This is a genomic window from Mycobacterium sp. (genome assembly GCF_046330795.1).
Classification (GTDB): domain Bacteria; phylum Actinomycetota; class Actinomycetes; order Mycobacteriales; family Mycobacteriaceae; genus Mycobacterium.
In genome coordinates this window covers 772,718-797,043 of record NZ_JAXLSA010000001.1, presented here as the reverse complement: position 1 = coordinate 797,043, position 24,326 = coordinate 772,718, and the positions used below count along the sequence as shown (strand labels likewise).

Annotated in this window: 25 protein-coding genes; 19 read left to right on the top strand and 6 right to left on the bottom strand. The window is 69.0% G+C overall.

Features of this window, described 5'->3' with window-relative positions; genetic code table 11:
* Positions 1 to 61 precede the first annotated feature (61 nt).
* Positions 62 to 2,263, bottom strand: coding sequence for an acetyltransferase SucT (gene sucT, locus U0R18_RS03865; protein WP_526366110.1), 2,202 nt, complete (start codon positions 2,261 to 2,263; stop codon positions 62 to 64).
* 75 nt (positions 2,264 to 2,338) lie between these two features.
* Between sucT and bioA the strand changes: the two genes are divergently transcribed.
* From bioA to U0R18_RS03845, 4 genes are read left to right on the top strand one after another with little or no spacing between them, the layout of a single operon-like run.
* On the top strand, positions 2,339 to 3,658 hold the full coding sequence (bioA, locus tag U0R18_RS03860) for an adenosylmethionine--8-amino-7-oxononanoate transaminase (protein ID WP_526366108.1): 1,320 nt from the start codon (positions 2,339 to 2,341) through the stop codon (positions 3,656 to 3,658).
* Positions 3,659 to 3,697: 39 nt separating this feature from the next.
* On the top strand, positions 3,698 to 4,852 hold the full coding sequence (gene bioF / locus U0R18_RS03855; RefSeq protein ID WP_526366106.1) for an 8-amino-7-oxononanoate synthase: 1,155 nt from the start codon (positions 3,698 to 3,700) through the stop codon (positions 4,850 to 4,852).
* On the top strand, positions 4,849 to 5,529 hold the full coding sequence (gene bioD, locus U0R18_RS03850) for a dethiobiotin synthase (RefSeq protein WP_526366104.1): 681 nt from the start codon (positions 4,849 to 4,851) through the stop codon (positions 5,527 to 5,529). The genes bioF and bioD overlap by 4 nt, the downstream gene beginning before the upstream one ends.
* A 1-nt stretch (position 5,530) precedes the next feature.
* Positions 5,531 to 6,061: a 2'-5' RNA ligase family protein gene (locus U0R18_RS03845; RefSeq protein ID WP_526366102.1), complete on the top strand. Its 531-nt coding sequence runs from the start codon at positions 5,531 to 5,533 to the stop codon at positions 6,059 to 6,061.
* Here U0R18_RS03845 and U0R18_RS03840 read toward each other — a convergent pair.
* Positions 6,021 to 6,635 (bottom strand): TetR/AcrR family transcriptional regulator, encoded by a 615-nt coding sequence (locus U0R18_RS03840; RefSeq protein ID WP_526366100.1) that lies wholly within the window; start codon positions 6,633 to 6,635, stop codon positions 6,021 to 6,023. The two genes, U0R18_RS03845 and U0R18_RS03840, sit on opposite strands and share 41 nt — an antisense overlap.
* A gap of 55 nt (positions 6,636 to 6,690) precedes the next feature.
* Here U0R18_RS03840 and bioB point away from each other — a divergent pair, with 55 nt between their 5' ends.
* From bioB to U0R18_RS03825, 3 genes are read left to right on the top strand one after another with little or no spacing between them, the layout of a single operon-like run.
* Positions 6,691 to 7,698 (top strand): biotin synthase BioB, encoded by a 1,008-nt coding sequence (gene bioB, locus U0R18_RS03835; protein ID WP_526366098.1) that lies wholly within the window; start codon positions 6,691 to 6,693, stop codon positions 7,696 to 7,698.
* Complete coding sequence (bsaP, locus tag U0R18_RS03830) at positions 7,698 to 7,937, top strand: biotin synthase auxiliary protein BsaP (RefSeq protein ID WP_526366096.1); 240 nt, start codon at positions 7,698 to 7,700, stop codon at positions 7,935 to 7,937. Before bioB ends, bsaP begins: the two co-directional genes overlap by 1 nt.
* Positions 7,934 to 8,566, top strand: a complete 633-nt coding sequence (locus tag U0R18_RS03825; RefSeq protein ID WP_526366094.1) for a DUF2567 domain-containing protein — start codon at positions 7,934 to 7,936, stop codon at positions 8,564 to 8,566. Before bsaP ends, U0R18_RS03825 begins: the two co-directional genes overlap by 4 nt.
* Here U0R18_RS03825 and U0R18_RS03820 read toward each other — a convergent pair.
* Positions 8,532 to 9,869, bottom strand: a complete 1,338-nt coding sequence (locus tag U0R18_RS03820; RefSeq protein WP_526366092.1) for a lipase family protein — start codon at positions 9,867 to 9,869, stop codon at positions 8,532 to 8,534. The two genes, U0R18_RS03825 and U0R18_RS03820, sit on opposite strands and share 35 nt — an antisense overlap.
* Positions 9,870 to 9,935: 66 nt before the next feature.
* A complete protein-coding gene (locus U0R18_RS03815) occupies positions 9,936 to 10,628 on the bottom strand; it encodes an NUDIX domain-containing protein (protein ID WP_526366090.1) in 693 nt (230 codons plus the stop codon).
* Positions 10,629 to 10,673: 45 nt separating this feature from the next.
* Here U0R18_RS03815 and nadA point away from each other — a divergent pair, with 45 nt between their 5' ends.
* The 3 genes from nadA to nadC are packed head-to-tail and all read left to right on the top strand — an operon-like array spanning position 10,674 to position 14,231.
* Positions 10,674 to 11,720, top strand: a complete 1,047-nt coding sequence (gene nadA, locus U0R18_RS03810; RefSeq protein ID WP_526366088.1) for a quinolinate synthase NadA — start codon at positions 10,674 to 10,676, stop codon at positions 11,718 to 11,720.
* Positions 11,721 to 11,775: 55 nt separating this feature from the next.
* Positions 11,776 to 13,365 (top strand): L-aspartate oxidase, encoded by a 1,590-nt coding sequence (locus U0R18_RS03805; RefSeq protein WP_526366086.1) that lies wholly within the window; start codon positions 11,776 to 11,778, stop codon positions 13,363 to 13,365.
* The gene (gene nadC, locus U0R18_RS03800; protein ID WP_526366084.1) at positions 13,365 to 14,231 is read left to right on the top strand and encodes a carboxylating nicotinate-nucleotide diphosphorylase; all 867 of its coding nucleotides are present in this window, start codon (positions 13,365 to 13,367) and stop codon (positions 14,229 to 14,231) included. Before U0R18_RS03805 ends, nadC begins: the two co-directional genes overlap by 1 nt.
* Positions 14,232 to 14,244: 13 nt before the next feature.
* Here nadC and U0R18_RS03795 read toward each other — a convergent pair whose 3' ends face one another.
* Positions 14,245 to 15,738: an aldehyde dehydrogenase gene (locus tag U0R18_RS03795; protein ID WP_526366082.1), complete on the bottom strand. Its 1,494-nt coding sequence runs from the start codon at positions 15,736 to 15,738 to the stop codon at positions 14,245 to 14,247.
* 120 nt (positions 15,739 to 15,858) lie between these two features.
* Positions 15,859 to 16,491: a LysE family translocator gene (locus tag U0R18_RS03790; protein WP_526366080.1), complete on the bottom strand. Its 633-nt coding sequence runs from the start codon at positions 16,489 to 16,491 to the stop codon at positions 15,859 to 15,861.
* Positions 16,492 to 16,568: 77 nt separating this feature from the next.
* Between U0R18_RS03790 and hisD the strand changes: the two genes are divergently transcribed.
* The 9 genes from hisD to U0R18_RS03745 all read left to right on the top strand — a co-directional run bounded on the left by hisD (position 16,569) and on the right by U0R18_RS03745 (position 24,277).
* Positions 16,569 to 17,897 carry a histidinol dehydrogenase gene (hisD, locus tag U0R18_RS03785; protein WP_526366078.1) on the top strand — a complete coding sequence of 443 codons (1,329 nt, stop codon included), beginning with the start codon at positions 16,569 to 16,571 and terminating at the stop codon, positions 17,895 to 17,897.
* The gene (locus tag U0R18_RS03780; RefSeq protein ID WP_526366076.1) at positions 17,894 to 19,009 is read left to right on the top strand and encodes a histidinol-phosphate transaminase; all 1,116 of its coding nucleotides are present in this window, start codon (positions 17,894 to 17,896) and stop codon (positions 19,007 to 19,009) included. Before hisD ends, U0R18_RS03780 begins: the two co-directional genes overlap by 4 nt.
* A complete protein-coding gene (hisB, locus tag U0R18_RS03775; RefSeq protein ID WP_526366074.1) occupies positions 19,006 to 19,629 on the top strand; it encodes an imidazoleglycerol-phosphate dehydratase HisB in 624 nt (207 codons plus the stop codon). The genes U0R18_RS03780 and hisB overlap by 4 nt, the downstream gene beginning before the upstream one ends.
* On the top strand, positions 19,626 to 20,237 hold the full coding sequence (hisH, locus tag U0R18_RS03770) for an imidazole glycerol phosphate synthase subunit HisH (RefSeq protein ID WP_526366072.1): 612 nt from the start codon (positions 19,626 to 19,628) through the stop codon (positions 20,235 to 20,237). Before hisB ends, hisH begins: the two co-directional genes overlap by 4 nt.
* Before the next feature lie 14 nt (positions 20,238 to 20,251).
* Complete coding sequence (gene priA / locus U0R18_RS03765) at positions 20,252 to 20,980, top strand: bifunctional 1-(5-phosphoribosyl)-5-((5-phosphoribosylamino)methylideneamino)imidazole-4-carboxamide isomerase/phosphoribosylanthranilate isomerase PriA (RefSeq protein ID WP_526367398.1); 729 nt, start codon at positions 20,252 to 20,254, stop codon at positions 20,978 to 20,980.
* Between the two features lie 5 nt (positions 20,981 to 20,985).
* Positions 20,986 to 21,804 (top strand): inositol monophosphatase family protein, encoded by an 819-nt coding sequence (locus U0R18_RS03760; protein WP_526366070.1) that lies wholly within the window; start codon positions 20,986 to 20,988, stop codon positions 21,802 to 21,804.
* On the top strand, positions 21,801 to 22,583 hold the full coding sequence (gene hisF / locus U0R18_RS03755) for an imidazole glycerol phosphate synthase subunit HisF (protein ID WP_526366068.1): 783 nt from the start codon (positions 21,801 to 21,803) through the stop codon (positions 22,581 to 22,583). The genes U0R18_RS03760 and hisF overlap by 4 nt, the downstream gene beginning before the upstream one ends.
* Positions 22,580 to 22,933 carry a phosphoribosyl-AMP cyclohydrolase gene (gene hisI, locus U0R18_RS03750; protein ID WP_526366066.1) on the top strand — a complete coding sequence of 118 codons (354 nt, stop codon included), beginning with the start codon at positions 22,580 to 22,582 and terminating at the stop codon, positions 22,931 to 22,933. Before hisF ends, hisI begins: the two co-directional genes overlap by 4 nt.
* Positions 22,934 to 23,029: 96 nt before the next feature.
* On the top strand, positions 23,030 to 24,277 hold the full coding sequence (locus U0R18_RS03745) for an IS30 family transposase (protein WP_526366064.1): 1,248 nt from the start codon (positions 23,030 to 23,032) through the stop codon (positions 24,275 to 24,277).
* The last annotated feature ends 49 nt before the right edge of the window (positions 24,278 to 24,326 follow it).

Here is a 24,326-nt window from a genome sequence, read left to right as displayed (position 1 = left end):
CGACCTTATCGGCGGACGGCCGAGCCCGCGTCACTGTCGGGACGACAGGGATTGCCGGACGTCACCACCAGCCGGTCGCCCGGCCCATCTGACGGCCCAGTTCCGGGATCATCGTGCGCATGTAGGTGGCCGTGAAGTGGTGAGAATCACGGTAGACCAACACATTTCCCTCCACCGCCCGGCAGAAGTCCGGCCGGCACACGGCATCGCTCATATCCAGTGGCTCGAGATTGGGGAACCGGCTCACGAAGTCCAGCGTCGGGTTGCGGGCCGACAGTACCTCGGACCGCTTCCGGCCGCAGGACACCGCGTCGCCGCCCTGGGCCAGACAGTCGGCCGGGATGAACGGCTTGCCGTCCTCGACCAGCCACGGGGTGTCTCGCATCGCCAGAACCGGAATCTTGTTGTCGGCGAACGTCTTCCAGATTCCGACATAGGTGCCCGGCATGACGTCGCCGGGTTTGGTGTTCCACGGCCGCGTCGAGGTGGTGAACACGAAGTCGGGGTGATCGGCGACCAGTTTGTCCATGGCCTTCTGCACCCACGTGTAGCACTGTGGGTAGGGATCGTTGTTCCCCATCACCAGTGGCTTCGGATCCGTGGACAACGCGCAGCCCATCTTCAGATACGTGACCACCTTGAAGTGGTGCTGCTTGCCCAGGGCGTCCAGGGCAGTGATCCAGTGTTCGGCGTGCGAACCCCCGGCCAGCGCGATGGTTCGGTCGGCGCTCGGGTCGCCGTAGGTGCAGTTGACGACGTCGCCGTTGCGGAAATCGCTGATGCAGCCCTGCAACGTGGTGACCGGGAGATCCTTGGCGGCCTCGAGCACGGTGGGCCGCATCGGCAACTTCGGCACGGTCACGTGGTCGAGCAGTGCCCGCGCGCCGGGGAAGTCCCGGCTGTTGAGGCCCTGCAGTTCCAGGCCCGCGGCCCGCTGGATGGTGACGTGCTCGCGCCAGGTGAACGACGTGGCGGTCAGCGCCACGCCGAGCAGGGCGACGGTCGAACCGAGCGCGATGGTGGGCCGGCGCAGGCGGGTCCACAGCGGCACCCGGACCTGTTCGATCTGGCCGGCCGAGCGCTGGGCCCGGCCGCGTTCGCGCAGCGGTTCCTCGACGAACCGCATTGTCAGGTAGGCCAACACCCCCGAGACGGCCAGCACGCCGGCGCCGTCGAGGACGGTGGCGTGGCTGTGCCCCGAATGGACCAGCCAGAAGATCAGCAGCAGCCAGTGCCACAGGTACAGCGAGTAGGCCATCGATCCCAGCCGGACCAGCGGCCGGGTCGCCAGCACCCGGTTCGGCAGCGGCTGCTTGCCGTGGGTACGTGGATCGGCGCTGAGGTTGGCCCCGGCCAGCACCATCAGGATGGTCGCGCCGATGGGCACCAGCGTCCAGGGCCCGGGGAACTCCTTGACCCCGTCGATGACCCAGCCGCAGGCCAGGACGGCGGCCAGCCCGATCGTCGCCATGGTCGTCCGCACCCACATGGGCAGGCGGATGTGGCTGACCAATGCTCCGGCCAGTGCTCCGGCGAGCAGTTCCCAGCCGCGCGCGAAGCTGTTGAAGTAGGCCGTGGCCTGGTCGGCCTGATGGGCGAAGATGGCATAGACGAAGGATGCGACGGTCAGCGCGCCCAGCAGCAGCAGGAAGAACGGCCGCAGCCGCGCGCCCAGCGGCCGGCGCAGCAGGGCGGCACATCCGAACACCAGGAACAGGAACGTCACGTAGAACTGGCCCTGCACCGACATGGACCAGATGTGCTGCAGGGGGCTGACGGTCTCGCCGGCCCGCAGGTAATCCGAGACGGTCCGGATGAGCTCCCAGTTCTGGTAGTAGCCCAGGCTGGCCAGGCTCTGGTCGGCGTAGGTCTCCCACCTGGTCTGCGGCTGGACCAGGATGGTCAGCACCGCGCCGGCGGCCAGCACCACGACCAGCGCCGGCAACAGGCGGCGGATCAGCCGGACGAGTTCGCGCCCCGGCTTCAGCGACGGCTGTGGGCTCAGGGCGTTGCGCAGCAGTTTGCTGCCGAAGAAGAAGCCGGACAGGGCCAGGAAGACGTCGACGCCGCCGGAGACCCGGCCGAACCAGATGTGGAACACGGCGACCATGAGGATCGCCACCCCGCGGAGGCCGTCGAGGTCGTGTCGGTAGAAGCCGGTCCTGCGCGCGTCGTTCGGCACCGGGGCGGCGGCGCGGGGCGGCGCGACATCCGGGACGGGACTGATTGCTGACGCCGGCTCGAGGGGTGTGGTGAGCGTCATGGTCGACAGACAATCTACCTAATCCGGCTGGGTACTCGCTCATCCGCTGTTCACGCAGAATTAGTGTGGTTGTCCGTGCCGGAGCGCCCCCGCCTTGATCCTCGAACTGTCAGTGCGGTCGACGCCGCGCATGTCTGGCACCCCTACAGCACGATCGGCGCACCCGGCCCGCCGGAAGGGATGCCGCCCCTGGTGACCGTGCGTGCGAAGGGTGCGTGGCTCACGGTGGTGCGCGACGGCCGCGAAGTCCCGGTCCTGGACGCGATGGCGTCGTGGTGGACGGCGGTGCACGGGCACGGGCACCCAGTGCTCGACGCCGCGTTGCGGGATCAGCTGGCGGTGCTCAACCACGTCATGTTCGGCGGTCTCACCCACGAACCGGCGGCCCGGCTGGCGCAGTTGCTCGTCGAGATCACTCCGCCGGGCCTGGATACCGTCTTCTTCTCCGATTCCGGGTCGGTGTCGGTGGAGGTCGCCATCAAGATGGCACTGCAGTACCAGATCAGCCGCGGCCGTCCCGGTCGGCACCGGCTGATGACCTGGCGCGGCGGCTATCACGGCGACACCTTCACCCCGATGAGCGTGTGCGACCCCGAGGGCGGCATGCACTCGTTGTGGACCGGGATCCTGGCCCAGCAGGTCTTCGCGCCGCAGGTTCCGACCGAATACGACCCGGCCTACAGTGCGGCGTTCGAGGATCAGCTGGCACACCACGCCGACGAACTGGCGGCGGTGATCGTCGAGCCGGTGGTGCAGGGCGCCGGCGGCATGCGGTTCCACGACCCGCGGTATCTGAACGACCTGCGCACCATCTGCGATCGGCACGATGTGCTGTTGATCTTCGACGAGATCGCGACCGGCTTCGGCCGCACCGGTGAACTGTTCGCGGCCGACCACGCCGGTGTCAGCCCGGACATCATGTGCGTGGGCAAGGCGCTGACGGGCGGGTACCTGACCCTGGCGGCCACGTTGTGCACTGCCGAGATCGCACATGTCATCAGCACAGCCGAGCCGGGTGCCCTGATGCACGGGCCGACGTTCATGGCCAACGCGCTGGCGTGTGCGGTGTCGGTGGCCAGCGTCGAGGTCCTGCTCGGGCAGGACTGGCGGACCCGGGTCGCAGAGATCTCCGCCGGACTGCGCGACGGGCTGCGGGCCGCCGCGACGCTGCCCGGGGTGGCCGATGTGCGGGTGCGGGGCGCCATCGGCGTCGTGGAGATGTCCGAGCCCGTCGACCTGGCGGTGGCCACCCCGGTGGCGCTCGATCACGGTGTCTGGTTGCGGCCGTTCCGCAATCTGATCTACGTGATGCCGCCGTTCATCTGCACCACCGCCGAGGTCGATCAGATCACCGCGGCCATGGTCGCGGTGGCCTCAGAAATGGCACCGCGCTAACCTGAACGGTGTTCAATTCCGTTCGGAGGCGATGGTGAGATGTCGGTGACCCGCAGTGTGACCCAGCCGCTGTCCTGGCTGGACCGCAACGAGTCGGACCGCCGCGCCGCCGGCCTGCGCCGGTCGCTGCGTCCGCGGTCGGCCGCCGACGCGGTCGTCGATCTGGCGTCCAACGACTACCTCGGCCTCAGCGGGCACCCCGATGTCATCGAGGGCGGCGTGGCGGCGTTGCGGACCTGGGGCGCCGGTTCGACGGGTTCGCGACTGGTCACCGGCGACACCGATCTGCACGAGCAGTTCGAGGACGAGCTCGCCGAATTCGTCGGCGCGCCAAGCGCTCTGGTGTTCTCCTCGGGTTACGCCGCGAACATCGGGGCAGTGGTTGCACTGTCGGGACCCGGTTCGCTGATCGTGTCCGACGCCTTTTCGCACGCGTCCCTGGTCGACGCCTGTCGGCTGTCCCGGGCGCGGGTGGCGGTCACCCCGCACAACGACGTCGACGCGATCGAGGCGGCCCTGGCCGCACGTACGGAAGACCGCGCCCTGGTGGTGACCGAGTCCGTCTTCTCCACCGACGGGGCACTGGCGCCGCTGCCCGAACTGCACGACGTCTGCCGCCGCCACGGTGCGGTGCTGCTGGTCGACGAGGCCCACGGGCTCGGAGTGCGCGGGGCCGGTGGCCGCGGACTGCTCGCCGAGACGGGTCTGGCCGACGCGCCCGACATCGTGATGACCACCACGCTGTCGAAATCGCTGGGCAGCCAGGGCGGTGCGGTCCTGGGTACGGCCGCGGTGCGCGACCACCTGATCGACACCGCCCGCACGTTCATCTTCGACACCGGGCTGGCGCCGGCTGCCGTCGGTGCGGCCGCCGCGGCGCTGCGGGTGTTGCGCGCCGAACCCGAGCGGGCAGCCGCCGTTCGCCGGCACGCCGAGCAGTTGGCCGATGTGTGTGATGTCGCCGAGAAGCCGGCATCGGCCGTGGTCTCCGTCATTCTGGGCGGACCCGAGCCGGCCCTGGCCGCGGCGCAGGCCTGCGCCGAACGCGGCCTGCGGGTGGGTTGTTTCCGCCCGCCGACGGTGCCGGCCGGAACGTCGCGGTTGCGGTTGACCGCCCGCGCCTCCCTGACCGGCGACGAGATGGTCCTGGCGCGCCGGGTTCTCACGGAAGTGCTGGGCACGGCGCGCCCGTGAGCGCCCTGTTCGTCACCGGGACCGACACCGGGGTCGGTAAGACCGTCAGCACGGCGGCCCTGGCCTGCCATGCCCGGCTGTCCGGACTGCGGGTCGCGGTGTGCAAGCCGGCCCAGACCGGAACCGCGGACGGCGATGACGACCTGGCCGAGATCGGCCGGCTGACCGGGGTCACGGCACTGGTCGGCGGGGCGCGCTACCCGCAACCTCTGGGTCCGGTCGCCGCGGCGCGCCAGGCCGGGATGCCACTGTGCACGGCGGGGGAGTTGCTCGCCGGCATCCGCGGCGCCGACGGGCCGGGCCAGCTCACCCTGGTGGAGGGCGCCGGGGGCCTGCTGGTCGAGCTCGGTGCCGACGGGGTGACGCTGCGCGACCTCGCCGTTGAACTCGGCGCCCCGGTGCTGGTGGTCACCGCACCCGGGCTGGGCACTCTCAACCACACCGCTCTCACCCTGGAAGCCCTTGCCGCCAAAGGTCTTTCATGCGCCGGGCTGGTCATCGGGAGCTGGCCCGCGGATCCGGGACCCGCAGAGAGATCCAACCGTGGTGCGCTGGCCGAACTCGCCCCGGTCCGCGCGGTGCTGCCCGCCGGCGCCGGTGCCCTGGACCCCGCGAACTTCGCCGAGCTGGCCCGGGACGCGTTCGACCCGGGCTGGGTCGGCGACCTGGTGCGTTGACGTGGTGCATTCGATCGAGCTGTTGTTCGACGCGGATACCGAAGCGGAGATCCGCCGACAGTGGGATGCCCTGGCCGCCGCCGGTCTGCCGAGTGCGGCCCAGAACCCGTCACCGACCAACCGGCCCCACGTCACCCTGGCAGTCGCCGAACGTATCGACCCCGACGCCGATGCGGGCCTGCGGTCCCTCGCGGGTCTGCCGCTGGACTGCGGGGTCGGGGCGCCGATGCTGTTCGGCTCCCGGACGCCGACCCTCGTCCGCCTCATCGTGCCCACCGCCGCACTGCTGACGCTGCATCGGGCCGTCGTCGCCGAGTGCCTGCCGCACGCGCAGCCCGGGCTCATGCCGAACAGCCGGCCCGATCAGTGGACGCCGCACGTCACACTGTGCCGGCGGCTCGCGCCGGCGGACATCGGGGCGGCGTTGGCGGTGATCGGCGGTCGCGACGTCGCCGGATCATTCGCCGGCCTGCGGCACTGGCACGGGGACGTCAAGCAGGCGGTATGCCTGCAGCCGCCGGCTTCCGGCTGAGCCGATGCGCGCCGATCCCGTCGATCAACAGCTGCAGCCCGAAGGCGAACCGGGCACCCGAATCGTCGGTCAGCACCGACTGCCCGTCGGCCAGCTCGGCACCCGCGGCGTCCCACTGCAGGCGGGACTGTTCGTCCGCGGTGAAGCCCAGGACGTAATAGATGACGGTGCGGGCGGCCAGTCCGGCCTGGTCCCCGCGATCCAGCCCCGCCTCGGCGGCGGCACGTGCCAGACCCTCGACCACGCGGCCCATCATCTCGGAGCGCCCGGCCGCGAAACTGGCCGAGACCAGCTCGGCGCCGTCGGTGTGCGACAGCAGCGCATCGCGCAGAGTGGCGCAGGTGGCGACGATACGGGAGCGCCAGGCGGCGTCGGCGTCCAGCGTCGCCAGCGGAGCGAGCATCTCGTCGGCCACCGCGCCGAGCAGCTCCTGCTTGTTGGCGAAATGCCAGTACAGCGCCCCGGGGCTGACCGCCAGCTCCCGGGCCAACCGGCGCATGGTGAGGTCGGCGACCCCGTAGTCGTCGAGGATCGCGAGCGCTTTGGCCACCAGGTCGGGTTTGTGCAGCTGCACGCCGCTACCATAACCTGAACGCTGTTCAAGTCCGCACCGAGGAGGAGTTTTCCCGATGACGCAGGCCGCCGTCGACATTCTGGGCCTGGCCCGCGAGCAGGTGCTGGACCGTGGGGAGGGTCTGGACCGCGATCAGGTGCTGCAGGTCCTGCAGCTTCCCGACGACAGCCTCGAGGACCTGCTGGCGTTGGCGCACGAGGTCCGGATGAAGTGGTGTGGTCCCGAGGTCGAGGTGGAGGGCATCATCAGCCTCAAGACCGGCGGCTGCCCCGAGGACTGCCATTTCTGTTCGCAGTCAGGCCTTTTCGCGTCGCCGGTGCGCAGCGCGTGGCTGGACATCCCGAGTCTGGTGGAGGCGGCCAAGCAGACCGCGAAGTCCGGCGCCACCGAGTTCTGCATCGTGGCCGCGGTCCGCGGCCCCGATGAGCGCCTGCTGGCCCAGGTCGCAGCCGGTATCGAGGCCATCCGTAACGAGGTCGACATCCAGATCGCGTGCTCGCTCGGCATGCTCAACCAGGAGCAGGTCGACCGACTCAAGGCCATGGGCGTGCACCGCTACAACCACAACCTCGAGACCGCGCAGTCCTACTTCCCCAACGTGGTGACCACGCACTCCTGGGAAGAGCGTTGGGGCACACTGGAAATGGTGCGCGAAGCCGGCATGGAGGTGTGCTGCGGCGGCATCCTCGGAATGGGGGAGACCCTCGAACAGCGCGCCGAATTCGCCGCCAACCTGGCCGAGCTCGATCCGCATGAGGTGCCGCTGAACTTCCTCAATCCGCGCCCGGGAACCCCGTTCGGCGAGCTCGAGGTACTGCCCGCGTCCGAGGCGCTCAAGGCCGTCGCCGCGTTCCGGCTCGCGTTGCCGCGCACCATGCTGCGCTTCGCCGGCGGGCGTGAGATCACCCTGGGAGATCTCGGGGCCAAGCAGGGCATCCTGGGTGGCATCAACGCCGTGATCGTAGGCAACTACCTGACCACGCTGGGCCGGCCGGCGGAGGCGGATCTCGAGTTGCTCGACGACCTGCAGATGCCGATCAAGGCCCTCAACGCCAGCTTGTGATGGTGACCGAGCTACCTCTGCCGGTCGGGGCGGGCACCTACAACGTCTACACCGGTGTCGCAGTGGATCTGGCGGTCGGTGCGGTGCTGCCGACGGCCGCCCAGCTCGGGCTGGAGCCGCCCCGGTTCTGTGCGGCCTGCGGCCGCCGGATGATCGTTCAGGTCCGGCCCGACGGCTGGTGGGCCAAGTGCTCGCGACACGGCTTGGTGGACTCGACCGACCTCGAGGATCGGCGATGAATTCGGTTGTCGCCCAACCTCGTACGAGCCGCGGTTCGGCGGCGGTCCGGGTGGTCCTCGGGCTGACCGGCGCGGGTGCCGTCGTCGGGGCGCTCTGGGTGCTGGTCGCCCCACCGGCCCACGGAGTGGTAGCGCTCAGCAAGAGCGGTGAGCGGGTGCACGCCTATCTCGGCAACGAGGCCGACAATTTCTTCGTGGCGGCCACGATGCTGCTCGGCATGCTCACCGTGCTGGCCGTCGTGGCCGCGGTGGCCGTCTGGCAGTGGCGCGCCCATCGGGGGCCCGTCATGGCGGTCGCGCTGACCGTCGGCTGCACGCTCGGTGCCCTGGCTGCCGCCGGCGTCGGCACGGCCCTGGCGCGCTGGCACTACGGGAAACTCGACATCGATGCTGCGCCGGTGACGCCGGACAACCGATTCCACTACTTCACCGAGGCGCCGTCGGTGTTCTTCGGCCACAACGCGATCCAGATGGCGACCGGACTGCTGATCCCGGCCATGACCGCGGCGCTGGTGTACGCGCTGCTGGCCATCGCGACCGCGCGCGACGACCTCGGGGCCTACCCGCCGGTGACGCAGTCCGATCCGGTGCCGATCACAAGGGGTTCCGGCCAATCCCTCGACTGGTGAGCACGCGGGCCGCGACCTTTCCGAGCCGCCACATGCCCAGGTAGGTCATCGGGTTGAGCAGGGTGGGCCAGGTGGTGCGGACGATGTGTTCGTCGAGGGGGCGGCCCTCGAAGCGGTCGATCAGCCAGCGCAACGCCATCGGCGCCGACAGCGGATGCAACAGGATGTGGTCACAGAAGCGGTCGCGGTGGTAGGTCACATTCGCCCCGCCCGCGACGTAGGCCTCGGCCAGTGCGTCGATATCGGCCACCGAGCCGATCTGGTCGTGCACCGCCTGCACGATCAGGACGGGCGGCGTCGGGACCGACGAGCCCAACTTGATCTCGGCGAGGATCTCTTCGACCTGCGGGAGGTCCAGCAGTTCGGTCAGCGGACGATCGATCATGTTGCCCATGTCGGTTCCGGCGAATCGCGCGATCGCATGCAGGGTGGTCATCCGCTGGATGCTGGCGAGCATGTTCTTGCCCTGGTCGGTCGTGTGCTCCTGCAGGAGGCGATCCAGCTGCGGGTAGATGTGGGTCAGCGCGGCGACGACCGCGCCCGGCAGGCCGGCGTAGATGCTGCCGTTGAGCCGCCGGAACGTGGAGCCCAGGTCGGCGATGGGCGACCCCAGGACGGCGCCCACGATATTCAGCTCGGGAGCGTAGGTGCCGTGCTCCTCGGCCGTCCACGCCGTGGCCAGGCCGCCGCCGGAGTATCCCCAGAGCCCGATCGGTGCCTCCGGCGACAGGCCGACCCGGTCGTACCCGAGCGCCGCCCGCAGGCCGTCGAGGGCCCGGTATCCGGGCTCGTGCGGGGCGCCCCACAGGCCGTGGGTGCCCTCGTGGTCGGGAACCGACACCGCCCAGCCCTCGGCGAGCGCGGCGGCCACCAGCAGGTATTCCAGCTGGGCGAATGACCCCAGCGCATGGGCACCCTTGCGCATCGCATAGGACGGGAAGCACCGCGCAGTGACCGCGTCGATGGCGCACTGGTAGGAGATGACGGGGCGCGGGTGATGCGGGGAGCGCTCGGCCGGCACGATCACGGTGGTGACCGCGGCTTCCGGAGCACCATGCATGTTGGTGGTGCGGTAGAGCAGCTGAATGGCCTTCGCGCGCTGGCGGATCAGTCCGAGGAAGCCCAGCTCGACGTCCCGGGAGCGCAGCACGGTGCCCGGTTCGGCGTGCTCGTAGCCCGCTGGGGCCAGGTAGAACGGGTCACGATCGGGAACCAGGGGCTTGGTCCCAGGCTCCAGCGGCTCATGAGGCACCCGGCCGATCCACTGCGGCTCGACCAGCCGCGCGGCGTTACCGGCTTCCATGTGCGACTCCCTTCGGCGCCGTTGCGACCGATTGTGTCTTACCAATCCCTTAAAAGACCAATCCGGTCAGCTTGGCGGACGCAGGGCCGCGAACTCGTCAGTGACACGCAGGAGTGAATCGGTGAATCGGTACAGAGCCGCCGGGCGGCCGCCGCTGCGACCGGATTGTGCGGTGGTGCCCGTGCGGGTGATCACGCCGCGACGGGCGAGCACTCGCTGCAGGTTGGTGGCATCCACCTGGTGGTCCAGCGCCGCGCTATAGATGTCCCGCAGTGTCGAGAGTGCGAATTCTTTTGGCGCCAGGGCGAAACCGAGGTTCGTGTAGGACAGTTTGGCCACGAGACGGGCGTGCGCGTGGGCCACCATCGGGGAGTGGTCGAAGGCCATCGGCGGCAGCGCGTCCACGGGGTGCCAGCGGGTGTCGGGCGGCAGCTCGGGTTTGGCGGGAGAGGGCACCAGGCCCAGGAACGTGGTGGCGATGGTGCGGTCACCGGGCACCCGATGTGGGTCGGAGAACACCGCCAGCTGCTCGAGGTGGGCAATCTCACGGAGGTCCACCTTCTCGGCGAGTTGGCGCCGGACTGAACTGGCGATGTCCTCGTCGTGCCGGAGCCGGCCGCCGGGAAGTGCCCAGGCGCCTTGCTGGGGATCCATCGCACGCTCCCACAGCAGCACGCTGAGCTGCGGCTTCGGGGTCGTCAGGTGACGCACCTGGAATAGGACGGCCAGCACTTCGTGTGCGGTGCTAGGATTGACCATGTTTTCGATCATAAGTCGAAAACCTCAGCCCGGAAAGGACCGGACATGACAGTTCTGGACCGACTGGAAACCCACAGTCCGCTGGCAACGCACATCATCGACAGCTCCGCCGGCTACACCGGGATCATCGGGGACGAGGAATGGGCCGCCGAGGTCCGCCGGCTGGCCACCCTGCGCGGCGCGACGCTGCTGGCGCACAATTACCAGCTGCCGGCCATCCAGGACGTCGCCGATCACGTCGGTGACTCACTGGCACTGTCCCGCATCGCTGCCGAGGCGCCCGAGGACACCATCGTGTTCTGCGGCGTGCACTTCATGGCCGAGACCGCCAAGATCCTCTCGCCGGACAAGACCGTACTGATCCCGGACCAGCGGGCCGGGTGTTCCCTGGCGGATTCGATCACCGCCGACGAACTGCGCGCCTGGAAGGATGACCACCCGGGCGCTGTCGTCGTCTCCTACGTCAACACCACCGCTGCTGTCAAAGCACTCACCGACATCTGCTGCACCTCCTCGAATGCCGTCGAGGTGGTCGCGTCCATCCCCGCCGACCGTGAGGTGCTGTTCTGCCCGGACCAGTTCCTGGGCGCCCACGTGCGCCGGATGACCGGCCGCAAGAACCTGCACATCTGGGCCGGCGAATGCCACGTGCACGCCGGCATCAATGGTGACGAGCTGGCCGAGCAGGCCCGCACACATCCCGACGCCGAGCTGTTCGTCCACCCCGAATGCGGTTGCGCCACGTCGGCTCTGTACCTGGCCGGCGAAGGCGCCTTCCCCGAGGAGCGGGTCAAGATCCTGTCCACCGGCGGCATGCTGGACGCGGCCCGGGAGTCACACGCCAAGCAGGTGCTGGTGGCCACCGAGGTCGGCATGTTGCACCAATTGCGCCGCGCGGCACCAGGAATCGACTTCCAGGCGGTCAACGACCGGGCGTCGTGCCGGTACATGAAGATGATCACCCCGGCCGCCCTGCTGCGCTGTCTGATCGAGGGGGCCGACGAGGTGCACGTCGACCGCGCCACCGCCGACCTGGCCCGCGCCAGCGTGCAGCGGATGATCGAGATCGGACAACCCGGCGGCGGCGAATGAGCACCGCGAATCGACGATGCCGGGCGAGGCACGAGCCCGGCGGAGGAGTGAGCGAATGAGCACCGGGCCCGGCTGCGGGGGTTCGGGTGTCTGGCAGCAGCGCGCCGACGTCGTCGTGATCGGTACGGGCGTCGCGGGTCTGGCGGCAGCGCTGGCCGCGCATCGCAGCGGCAGCAGGGTGGTGTTGCTGTCCAAGGCGTCGGAGGCCGAGGGTGCTACGGCCACGTTCTATGCGCAGGGCGGCATCGCCGTCGTCCTGCCCGAAACCGACGACTCGGTCGACGCGCATGTCCGTGACACCCTGGCGGCCGGCGGTGGGCTCTGCGACCCCGAGGCCGTTCGCTCGATCGTCGCCGACGGCTACGCCGCGGTGGCCGACCTGGTTTCCGACGGAGCCCGATTCGACGAGTCCGCCCCGGGCCACTGGGCGTTGACCCGCGAGGGCGGCCACTCCCGGCGCCGGATCGTCCACGCCGGCGGCGACGCCACGGGCGCCGAGGTGCAACGGGCGCTGGACCGGGCGGCGGCGCTGCTGGACATCAGGCGCGGGCACGTCGCCACGCAGGTGCTCCACGATGAGGGACGGGTCACCGGGGTGTTTGTGCACAGCCCCGAGGGGCCGGGTGTCCTGCACGCCCCATCGGTGATCCTGGCCACTGGCGGACTGGGCCACCTGTACCGCGCGACCACCAACCCAGAGGGCTCGACCGGTGACGGCATCGCCCTGGCGCTGTGGGCCGGCCTGGCCGTCAGCGACATCGAGTTCGTCCAGTTCCATCCGACGATGCTGTATGCCGGTACCGGTGGTGGGAGGCGCCCGCTGATCACCGAAGCCGTTCGCGGCGAGGGCGCCAAACTGGTTGATTCCCAAGGTGTTTCAGTGACCGATGGTGTACATCCGATGGGCGACCTGGCGCCCCGCGACGTGGTGGCGGCGGCGGTCGACACCCGTCTGCAGCAGACGGGGGACAACTGCGTGTATCTCGACGCCCGCGGCATCGCCGGGTTCGAAGTTCGATTCCCGACCGTGACCGCGGTGTGCCGGGCCGCCGGCATCGACCCGACCCGCCAGCCCATTCCGGTGGTTCCCGGCGCGCACTACAGCTGCGGCGGCGTCCGCACCGACGTCCACGGCCGGACCGAGCTTCCCGGCCTGTTCGCCGCGGGGGAGGTCGCACGGACCGGCATGCACGGCGCGAACCGGCTGGCGTCCAACAGCCTGCTGGAAGGCCTGGTCGTGGGGCAACGGTCCGGCCGACTGGCCGCCACCCACGCCGCCGACAGCGGTGCCGTTCGCGCCGTACTGCCCGAGCGTCGCACCTTCCCGGTACTCGACCGAAAGACGTTGCAGACCGCGATGTCCGAACATGCTTCGGTGATGCGGGACGCGTCCGGTCTGGCCAAACTCAGTGAAACACTCACTGCCACAACCATGACCGAGCCCAGCACCCGACGCGCGTTCGAAGATGTCGCGCTGACCGCAACAGCCGGCGCGCTGGTCGCTGCGGCGACCATCCGCACGGAAAGCCGCGGCTGCCACCATCGTTCGGACTTTCCCGACACCGATCCGGCCCAGGCCCGCAGCACCGTCGTGCGCAGCGTCGAGGATCGCGTTGTCACCGACGTCCCGGCGGTGCTGTGCTGATGCGGTTGACACACGACGAACTCGTGGAGGCCCGCTCCACGGTCCGGAAGGGTCTCGACGAGGACCTGCGCTACGGCCCCGACATCACCACCATCGCGACGGTGCCGGCCGATGCCGTCACCACTGCGGCACTGGTCAGCCGCGCCGACGGGGTGGCGGCCGGGATCGACATCGCGCTCCTGACTCTCGACGAGGTGCTCGGCGCCGACGGCTACCGGGTGCTGGGCCGCGCCGACGACGGCGACCGGCTGCGGCGTGGCGACGCGCTGCTCACGCTGGAGGCCGATACCCGCGGGCTGCTGACTGCTGAGCGCACCATGCTCAACCTGGTGTGCCACCTGTCGGGTATCGCGACGGCCACCGCCCGGTGGGCCGATGCCGTGGACGGCACCCGGGCCCGCATCCGCGATACCCGCAAGACCCTGCCCGGCCTGCGGGCCCTGCAGAAATACGCGGTCCGCGTCGGCGGCGGACTCAACCACCGGATGGGTCTGGGCGATGCCGCTCTGATCAAGGACAACCATGTGGCGGCGGCCGGGTCGGTACTGGCCGCGCTACGCGCCGTGCGGGCCGCGGCACCGGACCTGCCGTGCGAGGTGGAGGTCGATTCGCTCGAGCAGCTCGACCAGGTGCTCGCCGAGGATCTCGGGGAGCCGGGCCTGATCCTGCTCGACAACTTCGCGGTCTGGGAAACCCAGATCGCGGTCCAGCGCCGTGACACCCGCGCTCCGCGGGTCAAACTCGAATCCTCGGGCGGCCTGGAACTCGAGAACGCGGCCGCCTATGCCAACACCGGTGTCGACTATCTGGCCGTCGGGGCGCTGACCCATTCGGTCCGGGTGCTCGACATCGGCCTGGATATGTGAGTCGGGCGCAGCGTCAGTAGCCCGGCGGCAGCCCGTCGAGCAGGACGGTCTTGTGTTCCAGATAGGGCAGCAGGCCTTCGGTACCGCCCTCGCGCCCGATGCCGGATTGTTTGTACCCGCCGAACCCGATCGCGTAGTCGACCTTGAAACCGTTGTGTCCCACCGTCCCCGAGCGCAGCCGGCCGGCGACCTCCCGGGCGTGCGCGACATCCGGGGTGAACACGGCGGCGTTGAGGCCGTAGATGGTGTCGTTGGCGATGTCGATGGCGTGCTCCTCGTTATCGGCCGGGATCACCGACAGCACGGGCCCGAAGATCTCCTCCTGGGCGATGATGTGCTTGTTGTCGACGTCGGCGAACACCGTCGGTTCGACGTAGTAGCCGCGATCGAGGTGCTTGGGTCGCCCGCCGCCGGTCCGCAGCGTCGCGCCCTCCTCGATGCCCTTGGCGATGTAGCCCTGCACCCGGTCGACCTGACGGGCCATCGCCAGCGGCCCGAGCGCGGTGCCGGGGTCGAACGGGTCACCCACCGGCATCGCGGAGAAGGTGGCCGCGAGCGCGTCGGTGAACTCGTCGTGGCGGCTGCGCGGCACCACGATGCGGGTCAGGGATGCGCACACCTGACCGCTGAGGAAGCATTCGGCCGCCGCGATCATGGTGGCCGCGAATCCGAGATCGGCGTCGTCGAGGACGACCGCCGCTGACTTGCCGCCCAGCTCCAATGTGCAGCGGGCGATGCGCTCGCCACAGATGCCGGCAATGCGCCGTCCTGCCGCGGTCGATCCGGTGAAACTGATCTTGTCCACGCGTGGATCGCGGACCAGCAGTTCCGATACCTCGCGATCGCCCGTCAGCATGTTGAACACACCGGGCGGGAGCCCGACCTCGTCGGCGATCTCCGCCATCAGGTAGCCGGCGCTCGGAGCTTCCGGCGACATCTTGGCGACCACCGTGCAGCCGGCCAGCAGCGCGGGTGCGAGCTTGCTGACCAGCAGGGTCGACGGCGCGTTCCAGGGCACGATGAGACCGGCCACGCCCACGGGTTCGCGGACCCGAAGGCCGAAGGCGGCGCCGAACGCGCTCGGAGTGGGCGTCACCGCCTCCTCGAAGGGGAAGGTATCGGCCAGATCTGCGTAGTACCGCACGGTCGCGGCGTCCAACGGCCCGAGCATCTGCGCAGTGCCGAGGACAACTCCGGATTCGCGTGGCCACATCTGCCCGTACGCTTCCGCGCGGGCCTCCAACCGGTCGGCGATCGCCCGCAGGAATTCGGCACGTTCGGCGTGGGGCAGTCGCGGCCACGGGCCGTGATCGAATGCGCGCCGCGCGGCCCCGACCGCCAGGTCCATATCGGCCGGCTGCGCCTCGGCCACCCGGAAGTAGAGCTGTTCGGAATGCGAATCGATCACGTCGAACATCGAATCACCGGCCGGGGCCACCCAGTCGCCGTCGATGTAGAGCCGATCCGGACAGCGCAACGGAACAGGCGGAATTGCTGCAGTTGTCATGTCGATACCCCCGTATCCAACAGCTGAATGCCACTCTAGTTTCGATGCCTGCGCGGCGGAACCCCCGACCGGCGCGCATCCTCGATGAAGTTGCCCAGCAACGTGATTGCCGGCACGCAGTTACGCCGGGGTCATCCGGCGCACCAACGACAGCACCACCGCGGCGGTCGCGAACAGTCCGGAGAACGTCCGGCCCAGCGCGGTCTGCTGACGCGGGGTGCGCAACCAGCGCAGCAGTCTGGCGGCCAGCCCCGCATAGCCGCTCATCACGATCACGTCGACGACAGTCATGGTGGCGCCGATCGCCAGGTACTGCGGTGGCAGTGGCGCGGTCGGGACCACGAACTGCGGCAGCACCGCCAGCAGGAACACCAGACCTTTCGGATTGGTCAGGTTGACCAGTGCGCCACGTACCAGCAGTGCAACGCGACCGGCATCGCGACTGTCCAGGTCTGCGGTCAGGTCCAGGCCGGCGCTGCGCCACTGCGCGATGGCCAGGTAGATCAGATAGAGGACGCCGAGCCACTTGACGATGGTGAACGCCAGTGCCGAGCCCGCGAGGATGGCACCGAGGCCGACGGCGACCAGGGCCAGCTGTGTCATCAGCCCGACCTGTAGGCCCGCGATGCCCCAGTAGCTGCGACGCAGACCCAGGTTGAGACCGTTGGCCATCGAGAAGATTGCGCCCGCTCCGGGCGACAGGCTGATGGCGAACGAGGCACCCATGAACGCCAACCACAACCCCAGTTCCATTGGAGCAGTGTCGCAACGTCGAGCCGTGCAGCTCAAACGATTTTTATCGGCTGGACCGATCAGGGACAATTACCGAGATGGCTGGTTTCGAGATGACCCGGATCGATCTGCGTGGCCGTGTGCTGACGGCGGCGCAGCTGCGTGCCGCGCTGCCGCGAGGGGGCGTGGACGTCGACGCCGTACTGCCCAAGGTCCGGCCGATCGTCGAGGCCGTCGCCGAACGCGGTGCGGTGGCGGCCCTGGAATTCGGTGAGTCCTTCGACGGCGTGCGCCCCGGATCTGTCCGCGTTCCCGCGGCTGCACTGGCCGGCGCCCTGGCCGAGCTGGATCCGGCGGTGCGGGCCGCCCTCGAGGTCGCGATCACCCGCACCCGGACCGTGCATGCCGATCAGCGCCGCACCGACACCGTCACCCAACTGGCTCCCGGCGCCACCGTGACCGAGCGTTGGGTGCCCGTCGAACGGGTCGGCCTCTATGTGCCGGGCGGCAACGCCGTCTATCCGTCCAGCGTGGTGATGAACGTGGTGCCGGCCCAGACCGCGGAGGTGGATTCGCTGGTGATCGCCAGCCCGCCGCAGGCCGATTTCGGGGGGTTGCCGCACCCGACCATCTTGGCCGCAGCGGCGCTGCTCGGCGTCGACGAGGTGTGGGCCGTCGGCGGGGCGCAGGCGGTGGCGCTGCTGACCTACGGCGGCACCGATACCGACGGTGCCGAGCTGGCGCCCGTCGACATGATCACCGGCCCCGGCAACATCTACGTCACCGCCGCCAAGCGCATCTGCCGCTCGCTCATCGGGATCGACGCCGAGGCCGGGCCCACCGAGATCGCCATCCTGGCCGACCACACCGCCGATCCGGCGCACGTGGCCGCCGACCTGATCAGCCAGGCGGAGCACGACGAGATGGCCGCCAGCGTCCTGGTCACCGACAGCACCGCACTGGCGGACGCCGTTGATATCGAGGTCGCCGATCAATTGCAGACCACCACGCACCGCGCGCGCGTCACCGCCGCGCTGTCCGGCAAGCAGTCGGCCACGGTCCTGGTCGATGACGTCGAGCAGGGCGTCCGGGTGGTCAACGCGTACGCGGCCGAGCACCTCGAGATCCAGACCGACGACGCCGCCGCCGTTGCATTGCAGATCCGTTCGGCCGGAGCGATTTTCGTCGGTGCGTATTCGCCGGTGAGCCTCGGCGACTACTGCGCGGGCTCCAATCACGTGTTGCCGACCGCGGGCTGTGCGCGCCACTCGAGCGGACTGTCGGTGCAGACGTTCCTCAAGGGAATCCACATCGTCGACTACGACGAGGCGGCGCTCAAGGACGTGGCCGGCGACGTGATCGTGCTCGCCAAGGCCGAGAACCTGCCCGCGCACGGTGAGGCTGTCCGCCGGAGGTTCGAACGGTGAGCGCCGATCGGATCACGCTGGCCGATCTTCCGCTGCGCGAGGACCTTCGGGGCAAATCCCCCTACGGGGCACCACAACTCGATGTGCCGGTGCGGCTGAACACCAACGAGAACCCGCATCCGCCGACCCGCGCCCTGGTCGACGACGTCGTGGAATCCGTGCGGCAGGTGTCCGCCGAACTGCACCGCTATCCCGATCGCGACGCCGTTGCGCTGCGTACGGATCTGGCGGCCTATATGACGAGGGCAACCGGTGTGCAGCTCGGCGTCGAGAACCTCTGGGCGGCAAACGGTTCCAACGAGATCCTGCAACAACTTCTGCAGGCCTTCGGCGGTCCGGGGCGCTCGGCCATCGGCTTCGTGCCGTCGTACTCGATGCATCCGATCATCTCCGACGGCACCCAGACCCGATGGTTGCAGGCCGCCCGGGCTTCTGATTTCGGGCTGGACGTCGATGTCGCGGTCGCTGCGATCGCCGAGCAGCGACCCGACATCGTCTTCGTCACCAGCCCGAACAATCCGACCGGGCAGAGCGTCCCACTCGATGATCTGCGGCGGATCCTGGCCGCGATGACCGGCGGCATCCTGATCGTCGACGAGGCGTACGGCGAATTCTCGTCGCAGCCCAGCGCGGTCGCCCTGATCGACGAGTATCCGGCCAGGCTGATCGTGAGCCGGACCATGAGCAAGGCCTTCGCGTTCGCCGGCGGCCGGTTGGGGTATCTGATCGCTGCGCCCGCTGTGATCGATGCCCTGCTGCTGGTGCGACTGCCGTATCACCTGTCGATGCTGACGCAGGCGGCGGCACGGGCGGCGCTGCGCCACGCGGACGACACGCTCGCCAGTGTCGCAACGCTGGCGGCCGAACGTGATCGGGTATCGAAGTCGTTGTCCGACATGGGTTTCCGGGTCATTCACAGCGACGCGAATTTCGTCCTGTTCGGCGAGTTCGAGGACGCCGCGGCCACCTGGGAGCGATATCTGGACGCCGGGGTGCTGATCCGCGACGTCGGCATCCCCCGGTACCTGCGGACCACCATCGGGCTGGCCGCCGAGAACGACGCATTTCTGGCCGCCAGCGCCCAGCTGGCCTCGACGGTAGGAGCATCATGAGCAACCGGGTCGCCAAGGTCGAACGTAGGACCAAGGAGTCCGACATCGTCGTGGAGATCGACCTCGACGGCGCCGGCCGGACCGACATCGACACCGGCGTGCCGTTCTTCGATCACATGCTCACCTCCCTGGGTAGCCACGCCAGCTTCGACCTGACCGTGAAGGCCAAGGGCGACATCGAGATCGAGGGTCACCACACCATCGAGGACACCGCGATCGTGCTGGGCCAGGCACTGGGCCAGGCGCTCGGAGACAAGATGGGGATCCGCCGGTTCGGCGATGCCTACATCCCGATGGACGAGACGCTGGCGCACGCCGCCGTCGACGTCTCCGGCCGGCCGTACTTCGTGCACACCGGTGAGCCCGACTACATGGTGGACTTCACCATCGCGGGTTCGGCTAGGCCCGGCTCCACGCCATATCACACAGTGATCAACCGGCACGTGTTCGAGTCGCTGGCGTTCAACGCCCGCATCGCCCTGCATGTGCGCACGCTGTACGGCCGCGACCCGCACCACATCACCGAGGCGCAGTACAAGGCGGTCGCCCGCGCGCTGCGGCAGGCCGTCGAGCCCGACCCGCGGGTCTCCGGGGTGCCCTCCACCAAAGGCAGCCTGTGAAAGTTGTTGTCCTGGACTACGGGTCGGGGAACCTGCGCTCGGCGCAGCGGGCACTGGAACGCGTCGGTGCCGATGTCGAGGTCACTGCCGACGCCGATGCTGCTGCGAATGCCGACGGTCTGGTGGTCCCCGGCGTCGGTGCCTTCGAAGCCTGCATGACGGGGCTGCGTGGCATCGGCGGGGAGAAGATCATCGCCGAACGGGTGGCCGCCGGCCGTCCGGTGCTCGGTGTATGCGTCGGCATGCAGATCCTGTTCGCCCGCGGCGTGGAATTCGGGGTCGCATCCGTCGGGTGCGGTCAGTGGCCCGGCGCGGTCACCCGCCTCGACGCGCCCGTGATCCCGCACATGGGCTGGAACGTCGTGCAGGCGGCTCCCGGCAGTGCGCTGTTCAAGGGGTTGGACGCCGACACCCGGTTCTATTTCGTGCATTCCTACGCCGCCCAGGCGTGGGAGGGCAATCCCGATGCGTTGCTGACCTGGGCGACGCATCACGTGCCGTTCCTGGCCGCCGTCGAGGACGGCGTCCTGGCGGCCACACAGTTTCATCCGGAGAAGAGTGGCGACGCCGGTGCGGCGCTGCTCGCGAATTGGGTTGAGGGACTTTGACGTTGACGAACAAACTGATCCTGTTGCCGGCCGTGGACGTGGTCGACGGCAAGGCGGTCCGCCTGGTGCAGGGCAAGGCCGGCAGCGAGACCGACTACGGATCGGCACTGGAGGCCGCGCAGACCTGGCAGCGCGACGGCGCCGAGTGGATCCACCTGGTGGACCTGGACGCGGCCTTCGGACGCGGCACCAACCGTGAACTGCTCGCCGAGGTGGTCGGTCAGCTGGATGTGGCCGTCGAGCTGTCCGGTGGAATCCGTGACGACGAATCGCTGGAGGCCGCGCTGGCCACCGGTTGCGCGCGGGTCAACATCGGCACCGCCGCACTGGAGAATCCACAGTGGTGCGCCGCCGCCATCGCCGAGTACGGCGACAAGGTGGCCGTCGGGCTGGATGCCCAGCTCGAGAACGGGCAGTACCGGCTGCGCGGCCGCGGCTGGGAGACCGACGGCGGCGATCTGTGGGATGTGCTGGAACGCCTTGATCGCGAAGGGTGTTCGCGCTACGTGGTCACCGACGTCAGCAAGGACGGCACGCTGGCGGGTCCGAACCTGGATCTGCTGGGCGCGGTGGCCGACCGCACCAGCGCCCCGGTGATCGCTTCGGGCGGAGTGTCCAGCCTGGACGATCTGAGCGCGATCGCCACCCTGGCCGAGCGCGGCGTGGAGGGTGCCATCGTCGGAAAAGCGCTGTACGCCAATCGATTCACCTTGCCCGAGGCGCTCGCGGCGGTCAGCAAGTAGCGCCGATGACACCGTCTCCTGAGCAGCTGGCCACCTGGCTGCAGACCGCTGCCCAGATCCTCGATGGTGTCTCGGGACAGTTCATCGCCGGGCACCGGGCCGACTCGGCGGTGACCAAGAAGGGCAACGACTTCGCCACCGAGATCGATCTGGCCATCGAACGGCGCGTGGTCGCCGAGCTGACCGAACGCACCGGCATCGGCGTACACGGGGAGGAATTCGGTGGCGAGCCGGTCGAGTCCGAACTGGTCTGGGTGCTCGATCCCATCGATGGCACCTTCAACTATGCGGCAGGCTCACCGATGGCGGCCACGTTGCTCGCCCTGCTGTGGAACGGCACGCCGGTGCTCGGACTGACCTGGGTGCCGTTCGTCGGGCAGCGGTTCACGTCGTTGCCCGGTGGCCCGGTCCGCAATAACGGGAAACTGCTCGCACCGCTGTCCGAATCCGCGCTGGCCCAGTCCATCGTCGGCATCGGCACGTTCAACGTGGAGTCCCGGGGAGTGTTCCCCGGCCGTTATCGCGCCACGGTGCTCGAGAAGCTCAGCCGGCGGTGCTCGCGGGTGCGCATGCACGGCGCCACCGGCATCGACCTGGCCTATGTGGCTGCCGGAATATTGGGCGGTGCAATCAGTTTCGGCCACCATGTCTGGGATCATGCCGCCGGGGTGGCTCTGATCCGCGCGGCCGGCGGGGTGGTCACCGACCTGACCGGCGAGCAGTGGACGCCGGCGTCGAGTTCGGCCCTGGCGGGCGCGCCCGGAGTGCACGCACAGATGCTCGAGATCGTGGAATCTGCAGGCGTACCGGAGGATTACCGATGACCACCAGCGATGTCGCCACCCGGGTGATTCCGTGCCTGGACGTCGATGCCGGCCGAGTGGTCAAGGGCGTCAACTTCGAGAACCTGCGCGATGCCGGGGATCCGGTCGAGTTGGCCGCGGCCTATGACGCCGAGGGGGCCGACGAACTGACATTCCTGGACGTCACCGCGTCCTCGTCGGGCCGGGCCACGATGCTCGAGGTGGTGCGGCGCACCGCCGAGCAGGTGTTCATCCCCCTGACTGTCGGCGGGGGAGTGCGCGCCGTCGAGGACGTCGACGTTCTGTTGCGCGCCGGGGCGGACAAGGTGTCGGTGAACACGGCCGCCATCGCCCGACCAGACCTGCTGGCGGAGATGGCGCGGCAGTTCGGCTCGCAGTGCATCGTGCTGTCGGTCGACGCCCGTACCGTGCCCGCCGGATCGGCCCCCACCGAATCGGGCTGGGAGGTAACCACTCACGGCGGTCGCCGTGGGACCGGCATCGACGCCGTCGAATGGGCAAGGCGCGGAGCCGAACTCGGGGTGGGTGAAATCCTGTTGAACTCGATGGACGCTGACGGCACCAAGGCCGGGTTCGACCTGCCGATGTTGCGGGCCGTGCGCGCCGCGGTGACCGTCCCGGTGATCGCCAGCGGCGGTGCGGGCGCGGTCGAACACTTCGCCCCGGCGGTCCTGGCCGGGGCCGATGCGGTGCTGGCCGCGAGCGTGTTCCATTTCCGTGAGCTGAGCATTGGTGAGGTGAAGGCGGCGATGCGCGCGCAAGGGATCACGGTCCGATGAACGAACGGAGTCTGGATCCGGCGATCGCGGCTCGACTCAAGCACAATGCCGACGGCCTGTTCACCGCCGTCGTGCAGGAGCGCGGCAGCGGTGACGTGTTGATGGTGGCGTGGATGGACGAAGACGCCCTGGCCCGAACGTTGGAAACCCGTGAGGCAACCTATTTTTCGCGCTCCCGCAACGAACAGTGGGTCAAGGGCCTGACGTCGGGGCACACCCAGCGCGTGCATTCGGTCCGGCTGGATTGTGACGGCGACGCGGTGCTCCTGGAGGTCGATCAAGTGGGTGGGGCATGTCACACCGGCGACCACAGCTGCTTCGACGCAGACCAGCTGCTCGCCCCCGAGTAATCCCACCATCCCCACGAGCGCCCGTGTTTGTACGGTGACGCGCCTGCGATTTCCAGGGATCTTTGCAACACCCCTTCTGTTTGAGGAGTGTTGTCGGTGGCTGGAGTTCTGTCGAGTGTGAAGCGTAGGCAGTTCTGGGAGTTGGTTCGCTCGGGGTTGACGCCCGCTGAAGCTGGGGTGGCTGCCGGTGTGTCGGGTCATACCGGGCGGCGCTGGTTCCGTGACGCTGGTGGGGTGAAACCGTATGTGGGCAAACCCAAGAGCGATGGGCCCCGGCCCCGGCTGACTCTCGAGGAACGTATCCAGATCCAGGTCGGTGTGGGCCGCAACGAGTCGATGCGTTCGATCGGCCGACGCCTGGGTCGGCACGCCTCGACGATCAAGCACGAGCTCGATGTCAATGCTCGCCACCACAATGACGGCCGCGGGTCGGGGTATCGGCGCAAGGAGGCCTTCGGGGCCCGTCAGAGTGGCAACAGCGCCACCGTGCGCTACGACGCGGTGGCCGCCCACGACGCGGCGGCGCGGCGGGCCAGCCGGCCCAAGGACCGCAAGCTGGCCGGCAGTGACAGGCTGCGTGAGCAGGTGCAGACTCGGCTGGAACAGCGGCACAGTCCCCGGCAGATCTCGGAGCGGCTGCGCCGTGATTTCCCCGACGAGCCGGAGATGTGGGTGTCCCCTGAGGCGATCTATCAGGCGATTTACGTGCAGGGCAGGGGCGCGTTGCGCCGCGAGTTGCATCAGTGTCTGCGCAGCGGACGTGCGGTGCGCCGACCGCAGCATCAGCAGGGCACCCGGCGTACCCGGATCCCGGACATGATCAACATCGCCGACCGACCGCCGACCGTCGCTGACCGTGCCGTGCCTGGGCATTGGGAGGGTGATCTGATCCTGGGCAGCACGGCCTCGGCCTCGGCGATCGGCACCCTGGTGGAGCGGCAGACCCGGTTCGTGATGCTGCTGCACCTGCCGGCTGATCACGGTGCGCTGGCCGTTCAGGAGGCCATCATCGACAAGATCACTCAGTTGCCCGCGCACCTGCGGCGCTCACTGACCTGGGATCAGGGCATCGAAATGGCCAACCACAAAGCGATCGCCAAAGCCGCAGAACTCGACATCTACTTCTGCGATCCGCACTCGCCCTGGCAACGCGGAACCAACGAGAACACCAACGGCCTGTTACGCCAATACTTTCCGAAAGGCACCGACCTCAGGATCTACAGCACGCACTACCTCGACTACGTCGCAGCCGAACTCAACGGCCGCCCCCGCCAAACACTGAACTGGAAAACACCCGCCGAAGCACTCAACGAACTACTGTCCCAACCACCCCTTGTTGCATAGACCGCTTGAAACCGCCGCCGTGTGTGGTGTACAAACGCGGACGCTCGCT